Raw genomic sequence first — 20,817 nt, forward strand, 5'->3', positions numbered from 1 at the left:
AAAGAAGTTAGTTTGTGTTGGAATTTAAAACGTAAAGAAGATTGTTTTATTGATTATCTTTTTAAGCTAAAATGACCTTTTACAGTTCTGCCATTTACAAATTGCAGCGTAAACCAATAATCATCTGCGGGTAATTGCTGACTGTTAAAAACACCATTCCATCCTGTGCTGTTCTGATCCATTTGTTTTAGTAATTTTCCGTAACGATCAAAAATAGAGACCTTATAATCCGGAAGTTGGTCAATGTTTTCAATAAACCATAAATCATTGAATCCATCTCCGTTAGGTGTAAAAAATCTAGGGTAATCTAAAACATATAAAAGAAAGGAATTAGATAATCCACAACCATTTTTATCTCTGGCAATTGCATTATATATTCCTGCTTTTACACCAGAAAATAAAGGATTGTCCTGAAATGTTTCTCCGTTTAGTGAAAATTCATAGTTTCCAACTCCGGAATATTTTATTAAAACCGAATTGTCTATTCCGGAAAAATCTTTTACAACAGCATCTGTTATCAAAGCAGGTTCAGATAAAACCACTTTAAATTTTTTCGTTTTTTCGCAGCCGTTTGCATCTTTTACCTTTACTGCATAATCTCCTGCTGAATTTACTGTTATAGCATTATCTGTACCTCCTGTATTCCATACATAACCTGCAAAACCCGTAGCAACACTTAAACTAATTTGATCACCTTTGCATAAATATTCTTGTTCGTCTTCGAAATTAGGAGGATCAAAAGTATTTACAACAAGAGTAATTGGTGTTATATCAAAACAATCAGCTCCATTGGTAGCTTTGGCATAAATAATTTGGCTAAAAGGGGTTGTGTTTTTAAAGATATTGGGTACTGCATTGGCATCATTCAAAGCGTCATTGGCATTTAGATAATACGTAAAAACCAGCCCGGCAGGTAATCCTGTTGCAAGTTGTGGAGATACTGCAGCACTTAGATCAAATTGATAAAAGCCATCCTGCTTATCGTCTCCATCACAAGTTGCAATTGGATTTTGGTCTGCAATTTTTGCATTTGAAACCTTTAAGGTTACTTCGACCGTTTTTACACATCCGTATTGATTTTCAATTCTGGCATAAACAATTTGCCCAGAAGTTTTATTAGTATATTTTTCAGGATTTAAAATAGGATTTGTTTTTGCTTGGGCATCAGTCAACGATTCATAATATCCTTTGTTTAATGTAGATGAAACATTGTTTTTTATAATATTATCTACTTTTGTCAAATTAAAAACTGTAATACCATCTGTATCATCATCACATTGTAATAAAGAAGTATTGGTAGAGAGGATTTCTCCGGCATATTCAATTTTAATTTGTCCTGTCGATACACACGTTGTACCAATTAATGTTGCTTCGACTTTATAATTTCCTGTCGCTGTAACATTATAAGTAGCGCCGGTTTGTAAAGGCGTTATTTCGACATAATTATTAGAGGCGTCCTGCTTAAACCATTTAAAACTATATTGCGCATTGCTTAATTGTGTATCCAGCGTTACGGTTTCTCCAAAACAGGCAGGATTATTATTAGCAATCGTTTTATCTGCCCCAAAATTTATTGTAGATACAAAACTTCCGGCTTCTATAAAAACAGCCGAGTTGTATTGCCCTGTTTGATCATCTGCAATGACCAATTTTAGATGATAGGTTTTATTTGGAATTACCTGAGTATGAGCGTTCATTACCACAGTTTGTCCTGCATAATTTATGGGGCTGTTCTTTGTATTATAACCCTCAAAAAATTCCTCATTTATAGCAGGGCATTGAATTGTAACGCCATTTACTATGACCGGACTAATCAGACTATGTACCGTAGTCGATGCAACAGGTGTATTTGTATTGGGTAAAACAGCTAAGTTTTTATACTCGTCTGTGGTATTTGCTTCTTTTATTAAAAAAGCAAATCCATCAGAGAAGTCACAAGGAAAATAAGTTTGATATTCATTAGAAGCAAAAATGTAGTTAAAACTAATAGAGTTTGTCAAGGCTACAAAATCAAACTCTAAAACAGTTGCCTGAGTACTTTCGCTATTATTTAATGCCTTATTTAAATCAGTATCGCCCAACCATTTGCTATTAGAATATCCTTCAGAGTTTGTTTGGTCATAAGGACCCTGAGCATGTTTGCTTGGGGCTGTACTTAAAACGATACCACCCGAAAACGGAAAACTACTTGTTCCGGAATTAAAATAAGCATAACTCTGTCCTGTATTAGCAGGGTTTCCAGATGCCTTAACAGTTCCTATGTCGATACAGGAACTGTTTATTAAAATGTTTTTGACTAACTCTTCGGGTGTTTTAGAGGCATCTACAGCAATATTTTGTGCCCTCATCTTTGCAGATACGGAACACATTAATATGACAAACAAAAAAACTTTACAATAATTCATAGTCCAACAAATATACTATAAATCTCTATTTTTTAATAGTTTGTAAGAAAAGTATATAAACAAAAATGTCCAGACTAAAACGATAAGAATAGACAGGTAATGTACACCATAATCTTTAGTGTTTTCAACGCCTATTTGAGTACCGATACTTTTTATAACCGATAGTCTTGTAAAAGGTTCAATGATTAAATTTGACATTGCCTCTAAAGGGAAAAATTGTGTAATATAACTGCCGGTATTGCTATTTGGAAAAATTTTAAAGACCAATATTCCTTTTAGAATGCCTTCAAAAATGCTCCATACCAAAAGAAATCCAAGTGCAAAAGCAGAACGTTTTACCAAAATGCCTAAAAATAAACAGAAAGAAAAGAACCCTGTTAATTTTATAAAAAATGCCAAAAGATAGTCGAGATCCATAAAGACAACATCGAGCTCTGTATAAGACGAAAAAGAGTAGCCTAAAAGTAAAGTCATTACAAAAACAAAAATAGTAGAGCATAAAGAGAACAGCACAACCGTTAAGAATTTGGACAGGATAAATTCTTTTTTGCTTAAGCCGTCTATTAAATTTTGTTTTAATGTGCCATAACTATATTCGTTTGCCATCATGGAAACGATTACTATTGCCAGAAAGAATTTAAGCCAGGCAGCAACATAAGTATTAAAATGCCAGATATAAGGGAAATTGAAAATACCCATTTCGGCGAGATGAAATTTAAATACTCCTACATCAAATTTTATCGAAGCAATTAATGCAATGAAAGAAAGTAAAATAAAGTAGGTTAAAGTAAGGACACGACTGGCTTTGTTTTTCCAGATTTTTTGCAATTCTATAGCTATAAGTCTGTTCATGGTTTAGTTGTTTTGGGTAGTGGCGTTTTTGGTTAATTCTAAAAATTGAGCTTCTAAACTGTTTTTACGTTTTACTAAATGACTTAACGTAATGTTCTTAGAAAATAAAAACTGATTTAGTTCTGATGCCGATAGATCTGATTTTAAGTAAACCAAAATTTTGCCATCTTCTTCAGAAATTCTTTCTATTGCCGAATGTCCTGCCAGAACATTTTTTAGTATTGCATTGTCATCTGCCATAACTTCAAAAAAGCCTTCATTTGCAGACATAGCATCTACTGAACCGGAATAAAGAATTTCGCCTTTGCGTAAAACAATGACATGCGAACAGACTTTTTCGACTTCATCTAACAGGTGCGATGCCAAAAGAATAGTCGTTCCCTGTGAAGCAATTTTTCTGATAATATCTCGAATTTGATGAATTCCCTGTGGATCTAAACCGTTGGTAGGCTCATCTAAAATTAAAATTTCAGGATCGTTTAAAAGTGCCGAAGCAATAGCCAAACGTTGTTTCATCCCTAATGAAAAAGTGCTGAACTTGCTGTCTTTTCTTTCGGTTAAGCCTACTAAATCAAGTTTTTCGTTGATTTTAGAATAATTGATGCTTTTTATTTTACACACCAGTTTCAGGTTTTCTTCAGCCGTCATGTACGGGTAAAAGTTAGGACGTTCTATGATTGCACCAACTTTTTTTAAGGCTTCATGAGTCTGAACTTTTCCTCCAAACCAGCTGTAGTTTCCTGATGTACGGTTTACAACATTGAGGACAATGCCTAAAGTAGTCGATTTTCCGCTTCCGTTAGGACCTAAAATGCCATAAACACGGCCTTTTTGTATTTCAAAAGAAACATTTTTTAAGGCTTGAATTCGCCCGTATCTTTTGTGAAGATTTTCAATAGTAAGTATGGTTTCCAAATTTATTCGGTTTTAGTTTTTAGTATGACGATTCAACTTGTTTATTGTTACGTTAAATTTTATTTAATGTAAATTTGTACTAAAGATATTCAAAATGAGCGAACCTTTAATGGTTTTAAAAAAACCATCGTACCCTTTATTACCCTCCCTTTTGAGCTATCTGGAGCGATATGAGCGTATCTCAAAAGTATCTGTGTTCTATGATGATTTATTACGGTTTTCAGGTTCTGTAAATGTATATGATAAAAATGAAACCGATACTTTATGGATTAGGGTTTATTATGGCGAATTTGAAAGGAATGAAATCGACCTAAACCTAAAAAAAATCTATTCGCTTTTGCACTCTGATGGAAATAGCGAGATTATTCAGTTTCTAAATGTTGATGCAATTGACTATTGTACTTTTGGAAACTCGAAACCTTTTCGAATCAAAGTCCGTAATATCCTCAATGATAACTACGTTCATTTTTATATTAAAAAAGCAGATGCTTCGCGAATCTACGGATTGGAATTGGAAGATATTCTTTCGCCGGATAAGATTAACTTTCTGGTCTATAAAGACACTTTGATCGAAGAACATATTATAGGGATTCCTGGTGATGTTTTTATGGATACTTTGTTGCATAATTGTACCGAGACAGAAAAATCTCAAATTGCAAAAGAGTTCGTAAAATTTAATGAGCGCTGCATGATCAGACTTTTGGGCGATATGCGCGCTTATAATTATGTAATTGTGCCTATTCATGATTTTGATCAGGTGGTTTATAAAATACGACCAATAGATTTTGACCAACAATGTTACGAAGGGAATTTTAAAGTTTATCGACCACAGTTTTTCAAAGAAAACTACCCGATGATTCAATTGATTAAGGAAAAATTAGAAGATAGGTCTATTATCCAGTATAAAGATGAAGAAAGGGCAATTTTGGCTAAGCGTATACATTCTGCCGAAAACAGAATTAAAAAGTTATTGAATATAATGTGTCATGATACCATTTCGACAGAAGAACATTTAAATCAACTAAAAATGGAATTGTACCGTTATACAAATGATATGAAGTTTAAAAATGCCAGATCGATGGGACATATCATGTTTGCGGCATTTGAATTTATAACACGCAACTTTAAAAACACAAATTTAATCTAGTTTTTAGCCACAGATTGCACAGATTAAAGAGATTTCTTTTTTAAGAATTTAACTTTGATAAAATCATTTTTAATCATTTAATGTGCGGCTAAAAAAATAAAAAAATAATCTTATGAAAAAGTTTTTTTTACTAGGCGTTTCTATTGCTTTATTGGCTTGTCAGGAACAATCAAATACTGATTTTAAGACTCTTTATTCACTTCCCAAAAAGTTAAAAGAGGTTTCCGGAATTACTTATTTTCCAGAAACCAACCTGATATATACTTTAGAAGACAGCGGAAACAAAAATGCAATTTATGCCATAAACGCACAAGGAAAACTGACCAAAACAATTACAATTACAAATGCTACAAACGTAGATTGGGAAGATATTACCAAGGATAAAAGTGGAAATATCTATATTGGGGATTTTGGAAACAACGATAATGAGCGTAAAGATTTGTGTATTTATAAGGTTAATAAAAACCAATTGAATAAAGATCTGGCTGTAGCCGAGTATAAAATATCATTTTCATATCCGGAACAAACAGAATTTCCACCCAAAAAAAAGGAATTGTTTTATGATGTAGAAGGTTTTTTTGAACACGGAAATTACTTTTACCTGTTTACGAAAAACAGAAGCAAAAACTTTGACGGCACAGCATTTATTTATAAAATATTAAATGCGCCCGGAACCCAAAAAGCAACTAAAATTGGAGAATTTAAAACCTGCAATAACTACAATCATTGTGTGCTAACCGGAGCAACGATAAGTCCGGATGGTAAAAAAGTAGTTTTACTAAGCCACGATAAAATAGTTTTGTTTAAAGGATATAAAGGCGATTTGTTTAATAAAGGCTCTCAAACCGAAATTATGTTAAATCACTTTTCTCAAAAAGAAGCCATCGTTTTTAAAGATAATAATACGTTACTAATTGCCGACGAAAAAACAAACAAAGCAATAGGAGGTAAGGTTTATGAGTTTAAACTAAAGTAAAAAAAGGTACTGAGTTGCTAAGTAACTAAGACTTCAAAAAAGGTTGCCACGAATTTCACAAATTTATACCAATTAATAATTCGTGTAAATTTGTGAAATTCGTGGCAAAAAAAACTTAGAATCTCAGGAACTTAGTACCTCGGGACCTTTTTCTAAAAACTATAAGCAGCTCCAAAAATTACCCTTCCTTCTTCATCAGGAGATTTAAAATAAGAGATTCTGGCTGTTAGAACATTGATAGCATTCAGCCAAAGTCCACCACCATAATCCTGATGCCATTTTTTAGAACTTTCGCCATCAAGCCAGATTCTGCCATAATCAAAACCACCTAAGATTCCGTAAGTCAAAGGAGCAATTGTTTTTTGTATTTTACCAATGGTTAAACGTAAATCACTGCTTTGAGAGAAGTACGAACTTCCCAGAAAACGCTCATTTCTATAACCACGCAAATCAGTATCGCCACCCAAAGTAGCACCTTGATAAAATTCGTAATTATTGTTCAGGATTGCTTTTCCTTTAAACAGAGTTGCTAATACCAATTTTCCGTTATGATCAATTTTATGAGTAAAACCCAGTAAACTTTCGATAGTCGGAAAGTTTTGTTTCGTGTCATTCAGGTTTGTCATCCAGGTTAGAGAAGCCATAAAAGCAATTCCTAATGTAGGTTTTGCGGCAAAATCTGCATTCTTAAAAAGATATTTAAGCTTAGCCCCACCATAAACCTGACTGTCAAAAACAGTAGGATTTATAATATTGGGTAAATCAATAAATCGATTGGCAGTTTCTTCGACCCTCATTTGTTGCAACATAGGCTGGAAACTAAATTCGCTCCCATAACGCCCTACATGCCTAATTGCTCCGGCAACATTAAATTTTTGAATACGAACACGGTTATAATCCATTCCAAACGCATCCGTATTATTTGCGGTTTCATTTCCGTACCCAAAATAATTTATGGCAAAATTTGGCGTCGTATATTGCGATTCTACATCAATAACCCATTTACCCAGTAACCCCGGAAAATGTGCCACATAGTTAAACTCTAAACCACCGGTCGCAAAGTAATAGAACGCATTTAAAACATGTCTTTGTGTATAAGGATTCTGTTTGAAATTGTTTACCGTATAGTTTAAATTAACACCTACTTTTACACCGTCATCAGGATTAAAACCTATGTTTGGGAGTCCTGATACAACATTGTATTTCGGTTTTTCATAATTATATAGGTTTACATCATAATCATCCGTTAATTCTGTTCTTGTTTTAGAATCCAGATTATAAGTATTTTCTTTTGATTTGAAATCGTAAACAATAACTCTTTTCCCGTTTTCGATGTTATAAGTGTCATTATTTTGACCACCAATAAGACGAATTTTTATTTTCGATTTCTGATTGCCTGTTACCTGAAAAACATCATTGTCATCTAGACCATAAATCCAGAGATTTTTAGTTTTCGAATCACTTATTTTTTTAGTGTAAACAAGTTCATCACCTTCTTTTTTAACTCTTAATACCTGAATTTCGATGCTTTTTTTCGCATTATGATTGATGATAAACTTATCTTTTTTATCTGTTCCTGCAATCATTACCGTATGGCTTAAAACATCAAAGTATCTTGAGGCATATTTTTGAAGTTCCTTTTTTCTGTTTTTTAATTTTCGCTTGATGTCTTCAATCGTTTCATCCTGCACTTCTTTTGGTAAGCCTTTAAAAGCATTATCAATATCTGTATCGGATAAATTTTCCTGTATGTATTTAGCCTGAGCCAACCAGTCTTTTTCTTCTGTCGTTTTTAAGAAAGCCAAATCCATTGGGTAAGGTTCTCTGTTGATCCATTTTACATTATCAATTTCATTTTTAAAACTACGCATGTGGCGCAATGCAGGAATATTCATCAAGAGCGAAAGTAATGTTCCGTCGTATTTCGAAAAAGCCTGATCGCGATCACGGGGAATAGGAATGTAAGTAACTTTGCCATCTTTTTTGTGTTCTGCCCAACGCCATTGATCGCTATGTCTGTCCCAGTCGCCAATAAGCATATCAAATAAACGTGCTTTTATATATTCATTTTGGTCAACAGCATATTTTTCGTCCTTATGAAGATTTTTCATCATGTCTTCGGTACTGATAATATTGGTTGGATTTCCAAAATTTTTGCCATCCAAATGATTATCAGCCGGCCTTTCTTCGACCATATACAATTGGTCTCCAAAATTTGAATTAAATTCTTTAAGACCATTTTGTTTCGGAATATAGTATAAAACAGGATTTGTGTGAGCAAGACCAATTTTGTCTGCCATATCTCCAATTACAAAAGGAGTATAAGGGTGCGAAGTGGTATAAAAGTCTAATAAAAAGTTTTCAGCATACGTATCTTCAAAATCATTTACAACATATTGATCTTTAAAAGCAACAGATTGCAAAAATACTGTGGCACTTTTTTTCAAGGCACGAAGTACATATTCTCTACCTTTAGGATCTGACATTCTTAACGATACAGATTGATGTCCGCCACCTTCACGAATAGGTTTTAGACCACCCATTAAGGTGTCTAAAGTTGCTGTCCTGGCTTCAATAGGCAAACTATAATATTTTCTGTAATGATTGCCAAATAAAAATTTATGAACCAAACTTTTCTGGGTCATTTTTTCAGAATAGATTGATGTAGTAACAGTTGCAGGGAATTTATTGTCTACAGTTGCAGCCCAGTTAATTTCTTTGGCTTTTATAATTTCATGCTCAAAAAGTAGTTTTTCCTTGTTATTTTCATTTCCAAAAAATGAAACTTTTGTATCCCCGCTTTTAAAAATTGTTAATGTTGCATACCCATTTCCTCCATACGAAAATTCGGTTGGATTAATTGCTCTGGCGGCTTCAGACTTTGATCCTGCACCACTTATAATTTGCTTGATATTCTCTTTATTCACGTATTGCAAATTATGGTCATGCCCGGAAACTACAATTACATTTTTCTGTTTTTGCAAAAGTGTTTTAATACGCTTTGCATAAATAGTATATTGTTTGTTTTGAATATCCTGCGGGCTTACGCCGGATGTTTTTCGCAATAAATTGATAAAAGAACCAATTACAGGCAAAGGTATTTTCTGTTCTAAAGGGAATAATTGTTTTTCCAACGAAAACTGTCCACCGTGAGTTCCGTTACTCATCAAAGGATGATGAATTGCAAGAATAACAGTTTTTTCCTGATTTTTATTTAAAAGATTTTCCAGTTCGTCAAAGAAATCTTCTCTCGTTTTAATGTCGCAATTGTCGTTTATGGTAGGGTGATTATCCCAGTCTTCCAGGAACCATTCGCTATCAACAGTAATTAGGGTTGTGGTACTGTCAATTTTCACATCTTCTATGGCACAACTTTTTCTGGGTAAAAAAGCTTTTTTATCATTAAGATATTTAGTGACAAAGTCAGCCTGACGTTCCAGACCTTTTATACCATTATACCAATCATGATTTCCGGGAATAACAATTGTTTTTCCTTTAAAACCTTTCGTTAATTTTAATTGATTCGTTAGTTTGGTTTCAGCCAAAGCTTTCTCTGCAGCATTGTCATCACTTGGATATCCCTTCGGATAAATATTATCTCCCAAAAAAAGTAAAGTTGCCTTTTTATTCGATTTCTTTAATTTTTGGTGTAATAATTCTAATGTTTGCTGTGCCTGTTCCTCATCTGCGTTTCCGGCATCACCAACTAAATAGATAGTGTGTGCAATTTTTATGGTATCTGTTGCGTTTTCCGTTTCGTTGGCACTAACATTTTTGCCATATTGCGCTTTGTGAGTGGCACAGGAATAAACCAGCAGCAAAATAACTATTGCTAAAGAGTACGTTTTAATTTTAGTAATAAAATGATTATCCAAAAACAATTTCATAATTTAGTGGTGTAAAAATATTCTCTATGAATTTAATAGAACAATCCGAAGATTTCGTCAGTAATTTACTCAAAGATAAACTTTCTAATTTATATTCTTATCATAATTTTAACCATACTTTAACGGTAGTAAATGCGGTAAAAGAGCTCTGTAAAAAGGAAGATGTTAAAGGAGATGATAAAGAACAGCTTATTGTTGCCGCTTGGTTTCATGATACGGGTTATATAGAAGGTTATGAAAATCACGAAGAAAAAAGTGTGAAAATTGCTACAGCTTTTTTAAAAGAAAAAGAACAATCAGACGAATTTATAGCAACTGTTTCAAGCTTGATTTTGGCTACCGTAAAAGAGTACATTCCTAAAACTCATTTAGAAAAAATTATTAAAGATGCTGATTTTGCTCACCTTATGGGAGCAGAATATACAACGACTTGCGAATTATTGCGTATCGAACTAAAGAACACCTGGAATTTGGATTTCTCGAACGCCGAATGGGCAAAGGAGAATTTGAACTTTTTAAGGAACAAACATCGATTTTATACAGATTATGCCCTTAAAAAATGGCAGCCGCTAAAAGAGAAAAACCTACTTGCTGTGCAAAAGAAAATCGATAAGCAACAAAAAAAAGAAGCCGATAAAATAGAGAAAGAAAATAAAAACAAAGATAAAATCGAAAAACCGGATCGTGGTGTCGATACTTTATTTCGTGTTACGTTAGGAAATCATACGCGCTTAAGCGGAATTGCGGATAGTAAAGCCAATATTTTATTGTCTGTAAATGCGATCATTATTTCGATTGCACTTTCGTCGATTATTCCCAAATTAGACAGTCCTAAAAATGCACATTTAGTAATCCCTACCTTTATAATGTTGATTTCTAGTGTTGTTACTATCATCTTTGCGATTCTTTCGACCAGACCAAAAGTGACTACAGGAGTTTTTACACGTGAAGATATAGAGGCAAAAAAAATAAATTTACTGTTTTTTGGAAATTTCTATAAAATGCCACTTGAAGAATATGATTGGGCAATGAACGAAATGATGAAGGATCGCGATTATCTGTACTCGACCATGATCAAAGATTTATACTATCTGGGTTTGGTTTTGCAACGTAAATACAACCTGTTACGAATTGCCTATAACTTTTTTATGATCGGAATTATCATTACGGTTATAGCGTTTGTAATTGCTTTTAAATCGATTTAAGCTCAACTAAAATTAGTTGAGCTCATCTAATAAATCCTGGTACGTAATTTTTTGTGCTACCGGATTCGCATTATTATTGATAACCTTAACACGAATCGCTCTTAAACCTGAAACACCCTGAAGATCTTCGACCTCAAATTGTTCAATCGAAGGTTCTAAGATTTTCTTGTGTTGCAAGTATTTGATGTATTTTAAATATTCAGCTTCTTCGCTGTTTTGAGAGTAGACGATCGTAATTTTTTCTTTCTCTGTAATTCTCTCTTTTGTACCTTTTATATTCGATTTGTCGATACGTTTTTTAACCACTTCATATCTGGCATTATAAGTGCCGTCAACATCAAAACGTTTTTCATCCATTCTAAAACGAATAGAAAGCGGCGAACTAAAGACCAAAATCAATGATGTTACATCCAGTTCATAAGGCAAAGATTCTTTAAGTTGATGGTGTTCCAGTTCCATCTCGCACAAGGTTTGCAATTGCCACAAACGCAAATTGTGCAAATACATACTATCAAAAGGTCTCGTTGGCGCAATAGATGCCCCTATATACAAATTATGCTCGACACCATCTGTTTTAAAACGCTCATAATAATGAGGATAAATTTGTTGGGCTTCGATTTGTTTTTTATCCAGTACAGAGGCTAATCGTTTATTGATAATAGACATTGCATTATCAAATTTCTTTCTTTCCTGATAAAAAGAGCCTGTTTTTTCGTCCAGACTTTCAAAATACAAACGTTCCAGTTTTTCATTCTTCTCACTTCCTTTTGTATTCTTTAAAAGAGGATGAATTTCTTCTTCGATATAACGCTGAATCTGCTGTTCTGTATCAGCTTTTAAAGGAGAATCCAACTCGTCACGAAACGATTCTAACTCAAATTTTCTTTGTTCTAACAGGACCAGATTAGTAGTTGTTTTCTGGGATTCGAAAATCTTTAAGATCGCCGTTAGTTGATTTTTAAGATCCCTTTTTACCGTTTCGTTTCGGTGCTCAGACGAACCTTTTATATCAATTTGTCCGTATAACGGATATACGTTTTTAAACACAATTTCTTTAAAAATATAATCCTTCGTATGACCGGAATTTTGGAAATAATTTTGCGATTCTTTCTTAAATTTCCAATATACACTTGGGTGAATTGTAGTGTATTCCCGCTGAATAATTGCGGCAATCTGGTGTTGCATATCTGTATTATAGCGATCAATTGTATCTGTAAGATACGGCAGAACCAGCTCAAGCTTAGTAGCATTCACACTATTCAGATCACGAGGATTTGTAGAAACTAACTCAACAACGCCCAATAAATGCCCGTCTTTAATAACAGGGGCAAAAACGCAACTTTGAATGCCTTGTTTTAGCAAATGTTCTCCAAGTCTTTTGTTGGACGATCCTTCAATGAATTTTTTTACATTCGAAATCACAAAAGGTTCTTTGTTATCCAGTAAATTTTCAAATGAACAGCCAAAAAAAGCATTTTTACAATCGACTTCCTGCTCTTTAGAAAGTAAGAAGCTTTGAAGTTGGTTATCAAATTTAACAGGTCTGATAAATTTTTCTTCTTCCGGATTATAAATGATAAAACCTACTTTTAGATCCGGAATCTTAAAGATTGATTTAAAAATGTTTGTTACAATATCATCCGTTGCAACTGTTTTTGCATCCGGTTTAAGCAAATTACTTTTTAAATTTGAAATGGCACTTTCTGTCGTTGCATCAAATAAAGAAACAATTCCAAAACCTTTTAATATCCAGCTCCCTTGAGGGAATTTTGATTTCCAAAGCTCTATATCACCGTAATTATCCATCAATAAATCAATGTCGTCCTGAGTAAGGTCTAAAGCGTTTTCTGTTGGAATTATTTCCATAAAATCAGCATTATACAAAATGCGATAATGTTTCTCGACTCCGTCTTCATCCGGAATATCATAGAAAAAAGGTTTATTAAAATCTATTTTCTGCTTATAATAAACCCCTAAAATAAGGCAACAGTTGTTGACATAGAACTGGTGATCATCAAAATCACGAATTTCCATATTAAATTCATCTCCTGCATTGCGCAAAATTTTCTTGAAACGATCTGTATAATTGAATGATATATTTTGAAAAGGAATCGTAACTGCTTTTATTTCATTTTGAGTTAATGCCGTAGGAAATAAATCAGCCAGTAAATTTTTGATTAAAGCTTCATTGTTTTTAATGATAGAGAAATCCTGGATACCAGTCCTGAATTCAGGAATTGGTTCTATTTGTTTTAATATGGCTTTGGCGTAGTTTGCCCGATAATCAACATTTGATAAAGCAATTTCTTCAAAAGATTCTATTAGTTTATGAAATGAGATGATAGTGGTAAAGGGACTTTCTTTGTATAAATGAATATCCATACTTTTTGTTTTTAAACCACAAAATTAAGCATAAATTAAGAATGTTTGCCATTTTATTATTTGTTTCGTTTATAGTCTTATAGATTTTAGTTGCTGTAAATCAGTGTTTTTAGGGGTAAATATCATTTTAACAAAATATTAACTTCAATAATAATGGAACGATCGTTCCGTTATTATATCTTTGTACCGTAATAAATGAATAATCAATAATTTTAAAAGAAATAAAAATGAAAAATTTAGAAAACAAAGTAGCAATTGTAACCGGTGGAAATAGCGGAATTGGTTATGCAGCAGCGGCTGAATTAACTGCAAAAGGAGCAAAAGTAATTGTAACAGGCAGAAACAAAGAAGCTTTGGCAAAAGCCGAAACGGAATTAAATGTTACCGGAATTGTAGCAGACCAATCTGATTTAAAATCGATCGATAACCTGGTAGACCAAGTTAAATCTCAATTTGGAAAAGTAGACATTCTGTTTTTAAATGCAGGAATTGCAGCTTTTGCTCCGGTAGAATCAGCTTCAGAAGAGCATTATGACAGTATTATGAATGTGAATGTAAAAGGAGTTTATTTTACAGTTCAAAAAGTATTACCAATTTTAAACGATGGTGGTTCAATCATCTTTAATACTTCTGTAAATGCACAATTAGGAATGCCCGGTTCAAGCGTATATGGAGCAAGTAAAGCAGCAGTTTTATCACTAAACAGAATATTTGCTGCAGAATTAGCACCAAGAAAGATCAGAGTAAATGCAGTTTCTCCTGGTCCAATTGAAACACCTTTGTATGGAAAAGTAGGTTTAGAAAAAGAAGAAGTAGAAGGTTTAGGAGCTGCTTTGGGACAAAAGATTTTATTGAAACGTTTTGGGCAAGCTGTAGAGGTTGCAAAAACAATTAGTTTCCTTGCTTCAGATGATGCTTCATTCATTACAGGATCAGAAATTGTTGTCGACGGTGGACTTACAGTAAATACAGTACTATAATTTTTTGCTAAAATTCAGGAACAAATGTTCCGTTTTAGTATCTTTGTAAAATAATTCAATATTGAAGTCATGGCTAGAACAAAAGAATTTAATGAAGATCAGGCTTTAGATAAAGCTATCGAAATTTTTTGGCACAAAGGTTACAACGGAACTTCGGCTCAGGATTTAGTAACACATTTAGGGTTGAGCCGTTCTAGTCTGTATGATACCTTTGGAGACAAACAAAAACTTTTTTCTCAGTCTTTGCAGCGGTACCAGAAGAATGCACAAAACCAGATTGTGGAACTTTTTGATCATTCTGAAAATATAAAGGAAACTTTACACAATATCTTTAAGCAAGCTGTTATAGAAAGTTTGGAAGACCGGATTACAAAAGGATGTTTTATGGTAAATTCTTCTATAGAACTGGCCATGCATGATGAAGAGATTGCAAAAATTGTAAAAAATAATGCCGTGATAATGGAAGAAGTTTTTACAAAAGCAGTACAAAAAGGACAGGATTCAGGACAGATTTCCAAAGCAAACAGTGCAAAAGTTTTAGCCCGGTTCCTTTTTAATAATTATTCCGGAATTCGCGTTTTGGCACGTGCGGGCGAAAGAGATAAACAAGTTTATGATGATATCCTAAAAGCATTGTTTTCATTATTATAATGATATTAAAGAGTAGTTTCTTAAAATAAAAAACGGCAATTACAGATGTAGTTGCCGTTTTTTGTTTTAAGTAAGTATAGAAAATGAATGACTTCTAGCTTTTTTCTTCTTTATTGAAATAAACCAGATAGTAATACATTTGTTTTTCTTCATCCCAGCCTTTTTCAACAAATTTTTCAGCACTTTCAGGATTGATAAAATCCATTTTAATCTGAATGTGAGTGTCCAGGTTTATCACGTTTTTAATCGATTTTCTAGCGTCAGAAACTGCTGCATTAGCAATAGGGAATGAGGTTACATCTTCGATGCTGTATTTTTCGCCCTTATCAACTTTATAATTTTTGAATTCAGGAATTAAGTCCGGATTGTCTAATACTTCGTTTAAGAAATTTTGCTCTTCAAACTGATCATTTTTAGCGAAATAGTTCACTGATCTGTTCATAAACATTACTTCTTCTTTTTTGTCTTCTGCCGGCAAAACAACATCTTTTGCGAAGTTCTGACAGAATTTTAAGTATTTTTTTGTGATGAAGTTTTCATCTTCAAAAGCATCTACAGATAAAAAGTGCTCTAACCAGTAACGGGCATCATAGCGGTTGCTGTCTACTGTTAGTATTTTGTACCCTTCATCTTTTTTATAATTAAAAATCAAACAACCTTTGTCTAATTTGCTCAGGTTGATACCTTGTTGCAGGATCATTTCCAGATTGCTGTTTTTTTCTTCAAATTGTAAAAAGTCAGCTTGTAACTCACTTTTAAAAATTCCGATTGCATCAACAACATTATTGTCAATACTCAGATTGGTTAAATAGGTTACATAAACCTCTCCGTTTTTGATGTGCGGATGATTCGATTGCTCGAATAAATGTGTGGTGATTCTTTTTGAAATCTCCTGTAAGTTACTTGGATTGTCAAAAATCTCCGTCGCATATTTAAACATGTCGTTATAATCCAAATCGACTTCGTGAGCAAACTGATAATAGTTTTCTTCTTTCTCTCTAAAAGGCTTAAAAAAGTATTCTTTTATCAAAGGCACAATTTCATCATTCAGATTAAAGGGTTGTTCCGATAAAAAAATAGCTTCGTTTCTACTTTTGTTTCCTACGCGGTGTATCGCAAGGGTCTCGATGTGGGTGTTGAAAAGGTTGATCATATATTTTAGGTTCAGAGTTGCAGAGACTCAAAGGAACAAAGGTTATTTTCTGTCTTTTATTTTTCTGATAAAAGAACTTAACATACGCTCTATTTCTCTGCTTTCTCCATTTATTTTATTAAATTGATTCTCGTTTAAATATTTTAAATTGAATGAGATTTCAAGTTGGGTTTGCATCTCGAATAATGATGATATTGAAATATTTAAAAATCTTAAATAATCATTATTTCCTTCCCTGCCATAACCTTCAGCAATATTACTGGGTATTGATACTGAACTTCTTCTGATTTGTGAAGATAATCCATAAATTTCTTCTTTTGGAAAAGAATGTGTTAATTGGTAAATTTCAGTTACCAGATTCATTGATTTTTGCCAGATTAAAAGGTCTCGAAAAGTGTTCATAATTTTGCATTTAAAAAAGTAAATACAAAAATAAGAATATTATTACATTTTTAAACCACAGGTTTTAAAGAAAAGCTTTGAACCTTTGCCACTCAGAACCTTTGAACCTTTCCTCTAATTCCAATTCTCTTCAAAACCAAAATCTTCAAAGCTGTCGTCTCCTTCAAACATATCAAGATCGTCTTCGTCAAGATCATCTTCAAATTCGCCGTAGATATCGTCATGCATATCTGCTTCAAAGCTTTTTTCGCTGGCTTCGTCGGGCATTTCTCCGTGAGAGAATAGAGTTTCCGGGTAAGGAACTCCTGCGATTTGATCTTCAATAGCAGCCAATTCTACTAAGAATGTCCACATATTGATAAAATCATACACATATATAATTTTAGTATTTTGTTCGTCTAAGAGATCCGATAATTTATAATCGCTCATGGTTCTTTGTTCTCCCGGAACGTCGCCAGTATCAAAAAGTGCAATTTCATCTTCCTGATTCCAAGTTTCATCGCAGGTATAAAACGAAGCTACTTCCATTCCGTCAAAACCAAAAGCGTTGAAGATCGCATTGTGTAAATCCTCAAGAGTATCGTCTTCAAGAATAGCAATGTCTCTAAAAATATCTTCTTCGGCGTCTAGAATTACTCTAAATTTATAAACCATAATCTTTGTTTTTATTGAGAGGTCAAAGGTAAAATATAAATAATGATTTACGAATTGTGAAGGGCGATTTGTTGAAAAGATTTTTTTGTCATTTTCCCACCAGTCGTTTTCTGATTTTGTGATAGTGTTTATGGTAGGTACTATGGCTTGGATAACTTCGACTTGAAGTCATATTATTGAAAATTACTGCTGTTACAAATAGAATCAATACACCATCTAAAACAGGAGAAAGCACATACATATATCCTAAATCTTTTATTTGAGCAGAACCTGTAACCGCTATTAGCGCCGTAGCTCCTCCGGGAGGATGAAGGGTTTTGGTAATTTGCATGAATATAATCGAAAGAGAAACAGCCAAAGGTGCGGACAGCCAAACAATATCCGGAATTAATTTGTTGATGGTAACACCAATAATGGCCGAAATTACGTGACCGCCAATTAAATTACGAGGTTGCGAGAACGGACTTTGAATGATTCCGTAAACTAATACGCTCGAGGCTCCAAAGGAACCTATTAAAAAAACAATATCGCTACCCGAAAAGCGGATGGATTCCAGATAAGACAAAATTCCAATACCAACAAACGATCCTGTAAACGACCAAAAATGTTCTTTGAAATCTATTAGAGTTTCTTTGTAAAGGATGTAACGCGTTTTTCTATAGCTTCTTTTTATTTTTTGAACTTGCATTTTTTTATTTTAACAAACTTGGCGAATAAGAGTAAACAGTATAAGGATAGATCATTTTTGCGGTATATTTTGAGATTAAGCAAACCACCAAAATGGGTAAAAACAAGGTATAATCATTGGTAAGTCCGCAAACTAAAAATATGGCTGTAAAAGGCGCATGAATACTGGCACTTAAAACAGCTGCCATCCCGATAATCATAAAGTTAACCGGAATTACATCTACATGAAAAAAGGTATTTAAAAATGAGGCCAACAATAATCCTAAAAAAGCACCAATAAAAAGGCTGGGTGCAAAAACACCACCATCGCCTCCAGAGGCTAATGTTATTGAGGTTACAATTGGTTTGAGAAGTAAAACCCCAATAAAAGTAAAAGCCAGTGTGAGCGTTAACGGAATTTGATTTTGACTACCAAAAATCCCTTTTATAGCATGATAACCTTCGCCATATAATTGCGGGAAAACAAATAAGGAAACGCTCAAAACTACTGAACCAATTAAGATTTTATAGTAATGTGTATCGATTTTACCAAATTGAGATTTAAAAAATAACACGCAACGTGTTAGATATACCGAGTTTATTCCTGCCAGGATACCCAAAAGAATAAAATACGGGATCGCCTTAAGATGCCAGGTTGTAATTGAAACGGCAAACAACGGTTCTTCTTTTAAAATAGTAAGTAAACCATAAGCAACAGAAACTGCAATTATATTCGAAATGACAAAAGCACGGGTAACTTTTCTGGAAATTACCTCGAGAGCAAATAAAACTCCTGCAATCGGGCTACTGAATAATGCTGTAACACCTGCTGCAACACCAGCACAAATAAGTTCGGTTTTGTATTTTCGAAATACATTTTCTTTTTGTTGCGCAACAGATCCAATGGTCGCGGTGGCAACAACGGTCGAAACCTCAATTCCTGTCGAACCTCCAAAAGCTACAGTCAATAAACCGTTTATAAAGTGTGATGGAATTTTGTATGAGGGTAAATTTTTTGAAGTTGATTTTGTGCTTTCAAAAACCTCTTTGATTCCTTTGTTTTCTTTTTTCTTAAAAAGGTATTGCCTTAGAAAGTAAATGACAGATAATCCGAAAGCCGGGAAAATGATATAAAAAATTGGATTTACGGAGACTTCATGAAAAAAGATTTCTTCGTAATATTCTGTTATTTTTTTGAGTGAGATTCCTAAAAAGGCAGAAAGAAAGCCAATTAAAACAGAAACAATAACTAATTTTTGAAGGACAATAAATTGATGATTTTTTTTGATTTTCGCCATTTTGTTCATCAGATGTGGATTTTTTGGAATTGCATTTTTTTTATGCGGATTACAAAATTAAGAATCAAATTCGGTTTTTTATAGAAAAAACGCAATATAATGTGTTAAAACTGATAAAAACAGGAAAATTCTTTCAGTTGGTTTTTGCCGCAAAGGCATTAAGTCGCGAAGGTTTTTCTCATTTTATGTCATTATGACAAATTGGACGTTTAATCATTTAGTTTAAAAAAAACTTGGCGTCTTAGTGCCTTCGTGGCAAACAATTATCGCTCATAAAACTCAATAGGCAACAAATCGGGATCAGCAATAAATGTAAATCGCTTTTGGGTAGTTTCATCAATTCTAATAGGTTCAGATTCAATTTTTTTTGTATTTAAAAAGGCTATTGTTTCTTCCAGATTAATTACTTCAAAAGCCAAATGACGCAAACCAACGGCTTCAGGTCTTGAAGGGCGCTGTGGCGGATTGGGGAACGAAAATAATTCGACGATGTAAGTACCGTTTAAAGCCAAATCTAGTTTATAGGACTGGCGTTCTTCCCGATAGATTTCCCTGATAATTGTTAGACCCAAAACTTCGGTATAAAAAGTTTTAGATTTTTGATAATCAGAGCATAAGATGGCAATATGATGAACTTTGTTTAAGGTAAGCATTGTTTATTTTGATTCAGGTTCCTGATTTAATTTTCGAATTACTTTTGCCGGATTTCCTACGGCTAATGAATTGTCCGGAATGTTTTTTGTTACAACAGATCCTGCGCCAATAACACACCCTTTTCCTATAGTTACACCGGGACAAATTACAGAATTTCCGCCAATCCAGCAATCGTCACCAATAGAAATTGGTAAGGCACTTTCGAGTGTTTTTCTTAATTCGGCATCAAGTGGATGAGTTGCGGTGTAAATTTGAACATTTGGAGCAAAAAAAACATTAGATCCAATATGTACAGGTGCGCAATCTAAAACCACACAATTTACATTAAAATAAACATTGTCACCGCAAGAAATATTATAACCATAATCGCAATGAAAGGGAGGTTCGATATAAAAACTCTTGCCTGTATTTGGAATTAATTCGGCCAAAATTTCTTTTGCTTTTTTTGTCAAACGATATTCAGTTACGTTCAAACGGTGTAATAAGTTTTTAGCTTTTCTGCGTTCTTTTACTAAAACGGCATCGCCCGCAAGATAATATTCTCCTGCAATCATCTTTTCTTTTTCGGTCTTCATAATTGTTTTTATGTT

General features: G+C 33.5%; 17 protein-coding genes. 5 read left to right on the forward strand and 12 right to left on the reverse strand.

What is annotated here, in order from left to right:
• Positions 1-53 precede the first annotated feature (53 nt).
• The 3 genes from B0A64_RS06505 to B0A64_RS06515 all read right to left on the reverse strand — a co-directional run bounded on the left by B0A64_RS06505 (position 54) and on the right by B0A64_RS06515 (position 4,172).
• Positions 54-2,348 carry a choice-of-anchor L domain-containing protein gene (locus B0A64_RS06505; RefSeq protein WP_244285364.1) on the reverse strand — a complete coding sequence of 765 codons (2,295 nt, stop codon included), beginning with the start codon at positions 2,346-2,348 and terminating at the stop codon, positions 54-56.
• Positions 2,349-2,420: 72 nt separating this feature from the next.
• On the reverse strand, positions 2,421-3,257 hold the full coding sequence (locus B0A64_RS06510; RefSeq protein WP_089478707.1) for an ABC transporter permease: 837 nt from the start codon (positions 3,255-3,257) through the stop codon (positions 2,421-2,423).
• A gap of 3 nt (positions 3,258-3,260) precedes the next feature.
• Positions 3,261-4,172, reverse strand: coding sequence for an ABC transporter ATP-binding protein (locus tag B0A64_RS06515; RefSeq protein ID WP_089478708.1), 912 nt, complete (start codon positions 4,170-4,172; stop codon positions 3,261-3,263).
• Positions 4,173-4,266: 94 nt separating this feature from the next.
• On the opposite strand from B0A64_RS06515, the gene B0A64_RS06520 reads away from it, so the two are divergent.
• Positions 4,267-5,319 carry a hypothetical protein gene (locus B0A64_RS06520; RefSeq protein ID WP_089478709.1) on the forward strand — a complete coding sequence of 351 codons (1,053 nt, stop codon included), beginning with the start codon at positions 4,267-4,269 and terminating at the stop codon, positions 5,317-5,319.
• Between the two features lie 112 nt (positions 5,320-5,431).
• The gene (locus B0A64_RS06525) at positions 5,432-6,295 is read left to right on the forward strand and encodes an SdiA-regulated/phytase-like domain-containing protein (RefSeq protein WP_089478710.1); all 864 of its coding nucleotides are present in this window, start codon (positions 5,432-5,434) and stop codon (positions 6,293-6,295) included.
• Between the two features lie 152 nt (positions 6,296-6,447).
• On the opposite strand, the gene B0A64_RS06530 is transcribed toward B0A64_RS06525, so the two are convergent.
• Positions 6,448-10,182, reverse strand: a complete 3,735-nt coding sequence (locus B0A64_RS06530; RefSeq protein ID WP_089478711.1) for a metallophosphoesterase — start codon at positions 10,180-10,182, stop codon at positions 6,448-6,450.
• Between the two features lie 26 nt (positions 10,183-10,208).
• Between B0A64_RS06530 and B0A64_RS06535 the strand changes: the two genes are divergently transcribed.
• On the forward strand, positions 10,209-11,387 hold the full coding sequence (locus B0A64_RS06535) for a Pycsar system effector family protein (protein WP_089478712.1): 1,179 nt from the start codon (positions 10,209-10,211) through the stop codon (positions 11,385-11,387).
• A gap of 12 nt (positions 11,388-11,399) precedes the next feature.
• Here B0A64_RS06535 and B0A64_RS06540 read toward each other — a convergent pair whose 3' ends face one another.
• Complete coding sequence (locus tag B0A64_RS06540; protein WP_089478713.1) at positions 11,400-13,769, reverse strand: GAF domain-containing protein; 2,370 nt, start codon at positions 13,767-13,769, stop codon at positions 11,400-11,402.
• A 227-nt stretch (positions 13,770-13,996) separates the two neighbouring features.
• Between B0A64_RS06540 and B0A64_RS06545 the strand changes: the two genes are divergently transcribed.
• Both B0A64_RS06545 and B0A64_RS06550 read left to right on the forward strand, forming a co-directional pair.
• Positions 13,997-14,749: an SDR family oxidoreductase gene (locus B0A64_RS06545; RefSeq protein WP_089478714.1), complete on the forward strand. Its 753-nt coding sequence runs from the start codon at positions 13,997-13,999 to the stop codon at positions 14,747-14,749.
• A gap of 69 nt (positions 14,750-14,818) precedes the next feature.
• Complete coding sequence (locus B0A64_RS06550) at positions 14,819-15,400, forward strand: TetR/AcrR family transcriptional regulator (protein WP_089478715.1); 582 nt, start codon at positions 14,819-14,821, stop codon at positions 15,398-15,400.
• Between the two features lie 94 nt (positions 15,401-15,494).
• On the opposite strand, the gene B0A64_RS06555 is transcribed toward B0A64_RS06550, so the two are convergent.
• The 7 genes from B0A64_RS06555 to B0A64_RS06590 all read right to left on the reverse strand — a co-directional run bounded on the left by B0A64_RS06555 (position 15,495) and on the right by B0A64_RS06590 (position 20,802).
• The gene (locus B0A64_RS06555) at positions 15,495-16,553 is read right to left on the reverse strand and encodes a nucleoid-associated protein (protein ID WP_089478716.1); all 1,059 of its coding nucleotides are present in this window, start codon (positions 16,551-16,553) and stop codon (positions 15,495-15,497) included.
• Between the two features lie 42 nt (positions 16,554-16,595).
• Positions 16,596-16,955, reverse strand: a complete 360-nt coding sequence (locus B0A64_RS06560; protein ID WP_089478717.1) for a four helix bundle protein — start codon at positions 16,953-16,955, stop codon at positions 16,596-16,598.
• A 114-nt stretch (positions 16,956-17,069) separates the two neighbouring features.
• Positions 17,070-17,609: an IS1096 element passenger TnpR family protein gene (locus tag B0A64_RS06565; RefSeq protein ID WP_089478718.1), complete on the reverse strand. Its 540-nt coding sequence runs from the start codon at positions 17,607-17,609 to the stop codon at positions 17,070-17,072.
• An 88-nt stretch (positions 17,610-17,697) separates the two neighbouring features.
• Positions 17,698-18,297, reverse strand: coding sequence for an HPP family protein (locus B0A64_RS06570; RefSeq protein ID WP_089478719.1), 600 nt, complete (start codon positions 18,295-18,297; stop codon positions 17,698-17,700).
• Positions 18,298-18,301: 4 nt separating this feature from the next.
• Positions 18,302-19,573 carry a chloride channel protein gene (locus B0A64_RS06575; RefSeq protein ID WP_244285365.1) on the reverse strand — a complete coding sequence of 424 codons (1,272 nt, stop codon included), beginning with the start codon at positions 19,571-19,573 and terminating at the stop codon, positions 18,302-18,304.
• 263 nt (positions 19,574-19,836) lie between these two features.
• On the reverse strand, positions 19,837-20,226 hold the full coding sequence (gene gloA2, locus B0A64_RS06585) for an SMU1112c/YaeR family gloxylase I-like metalloprotein (protein ID WP_089478722.1): 390 nt from the start codon (positions 20,224-20,226) through the stop codon (positions 19,837-19,839).
• 3 nt (positions 20,227-20,229) lie between these two features.
• Positions 20,230-20,802 (reverse strand): sugar O-acetyltransferase, encoded by a 573-nt coding sequence (locus tag B0A64_RS06590; protein WP_089478723.1) that lies wholly within the window; start codon positions 20,800-20,802, stop codon positions 20,230-20,232.
• Positions 20,803-20,817 lie beyond the last annotated feature (15 nt).

It is taken from the genome of Flavobacterium araucananum (genome assembly GCF_002222055.1).
Taxonomy (GTDB): domain Bacteria; phylum Bacteroidota; class Bacteroidia; order Flavobacteriales; family Flavobacteriaceae; genus Flavobacterium; species Flavobacterium araucananum.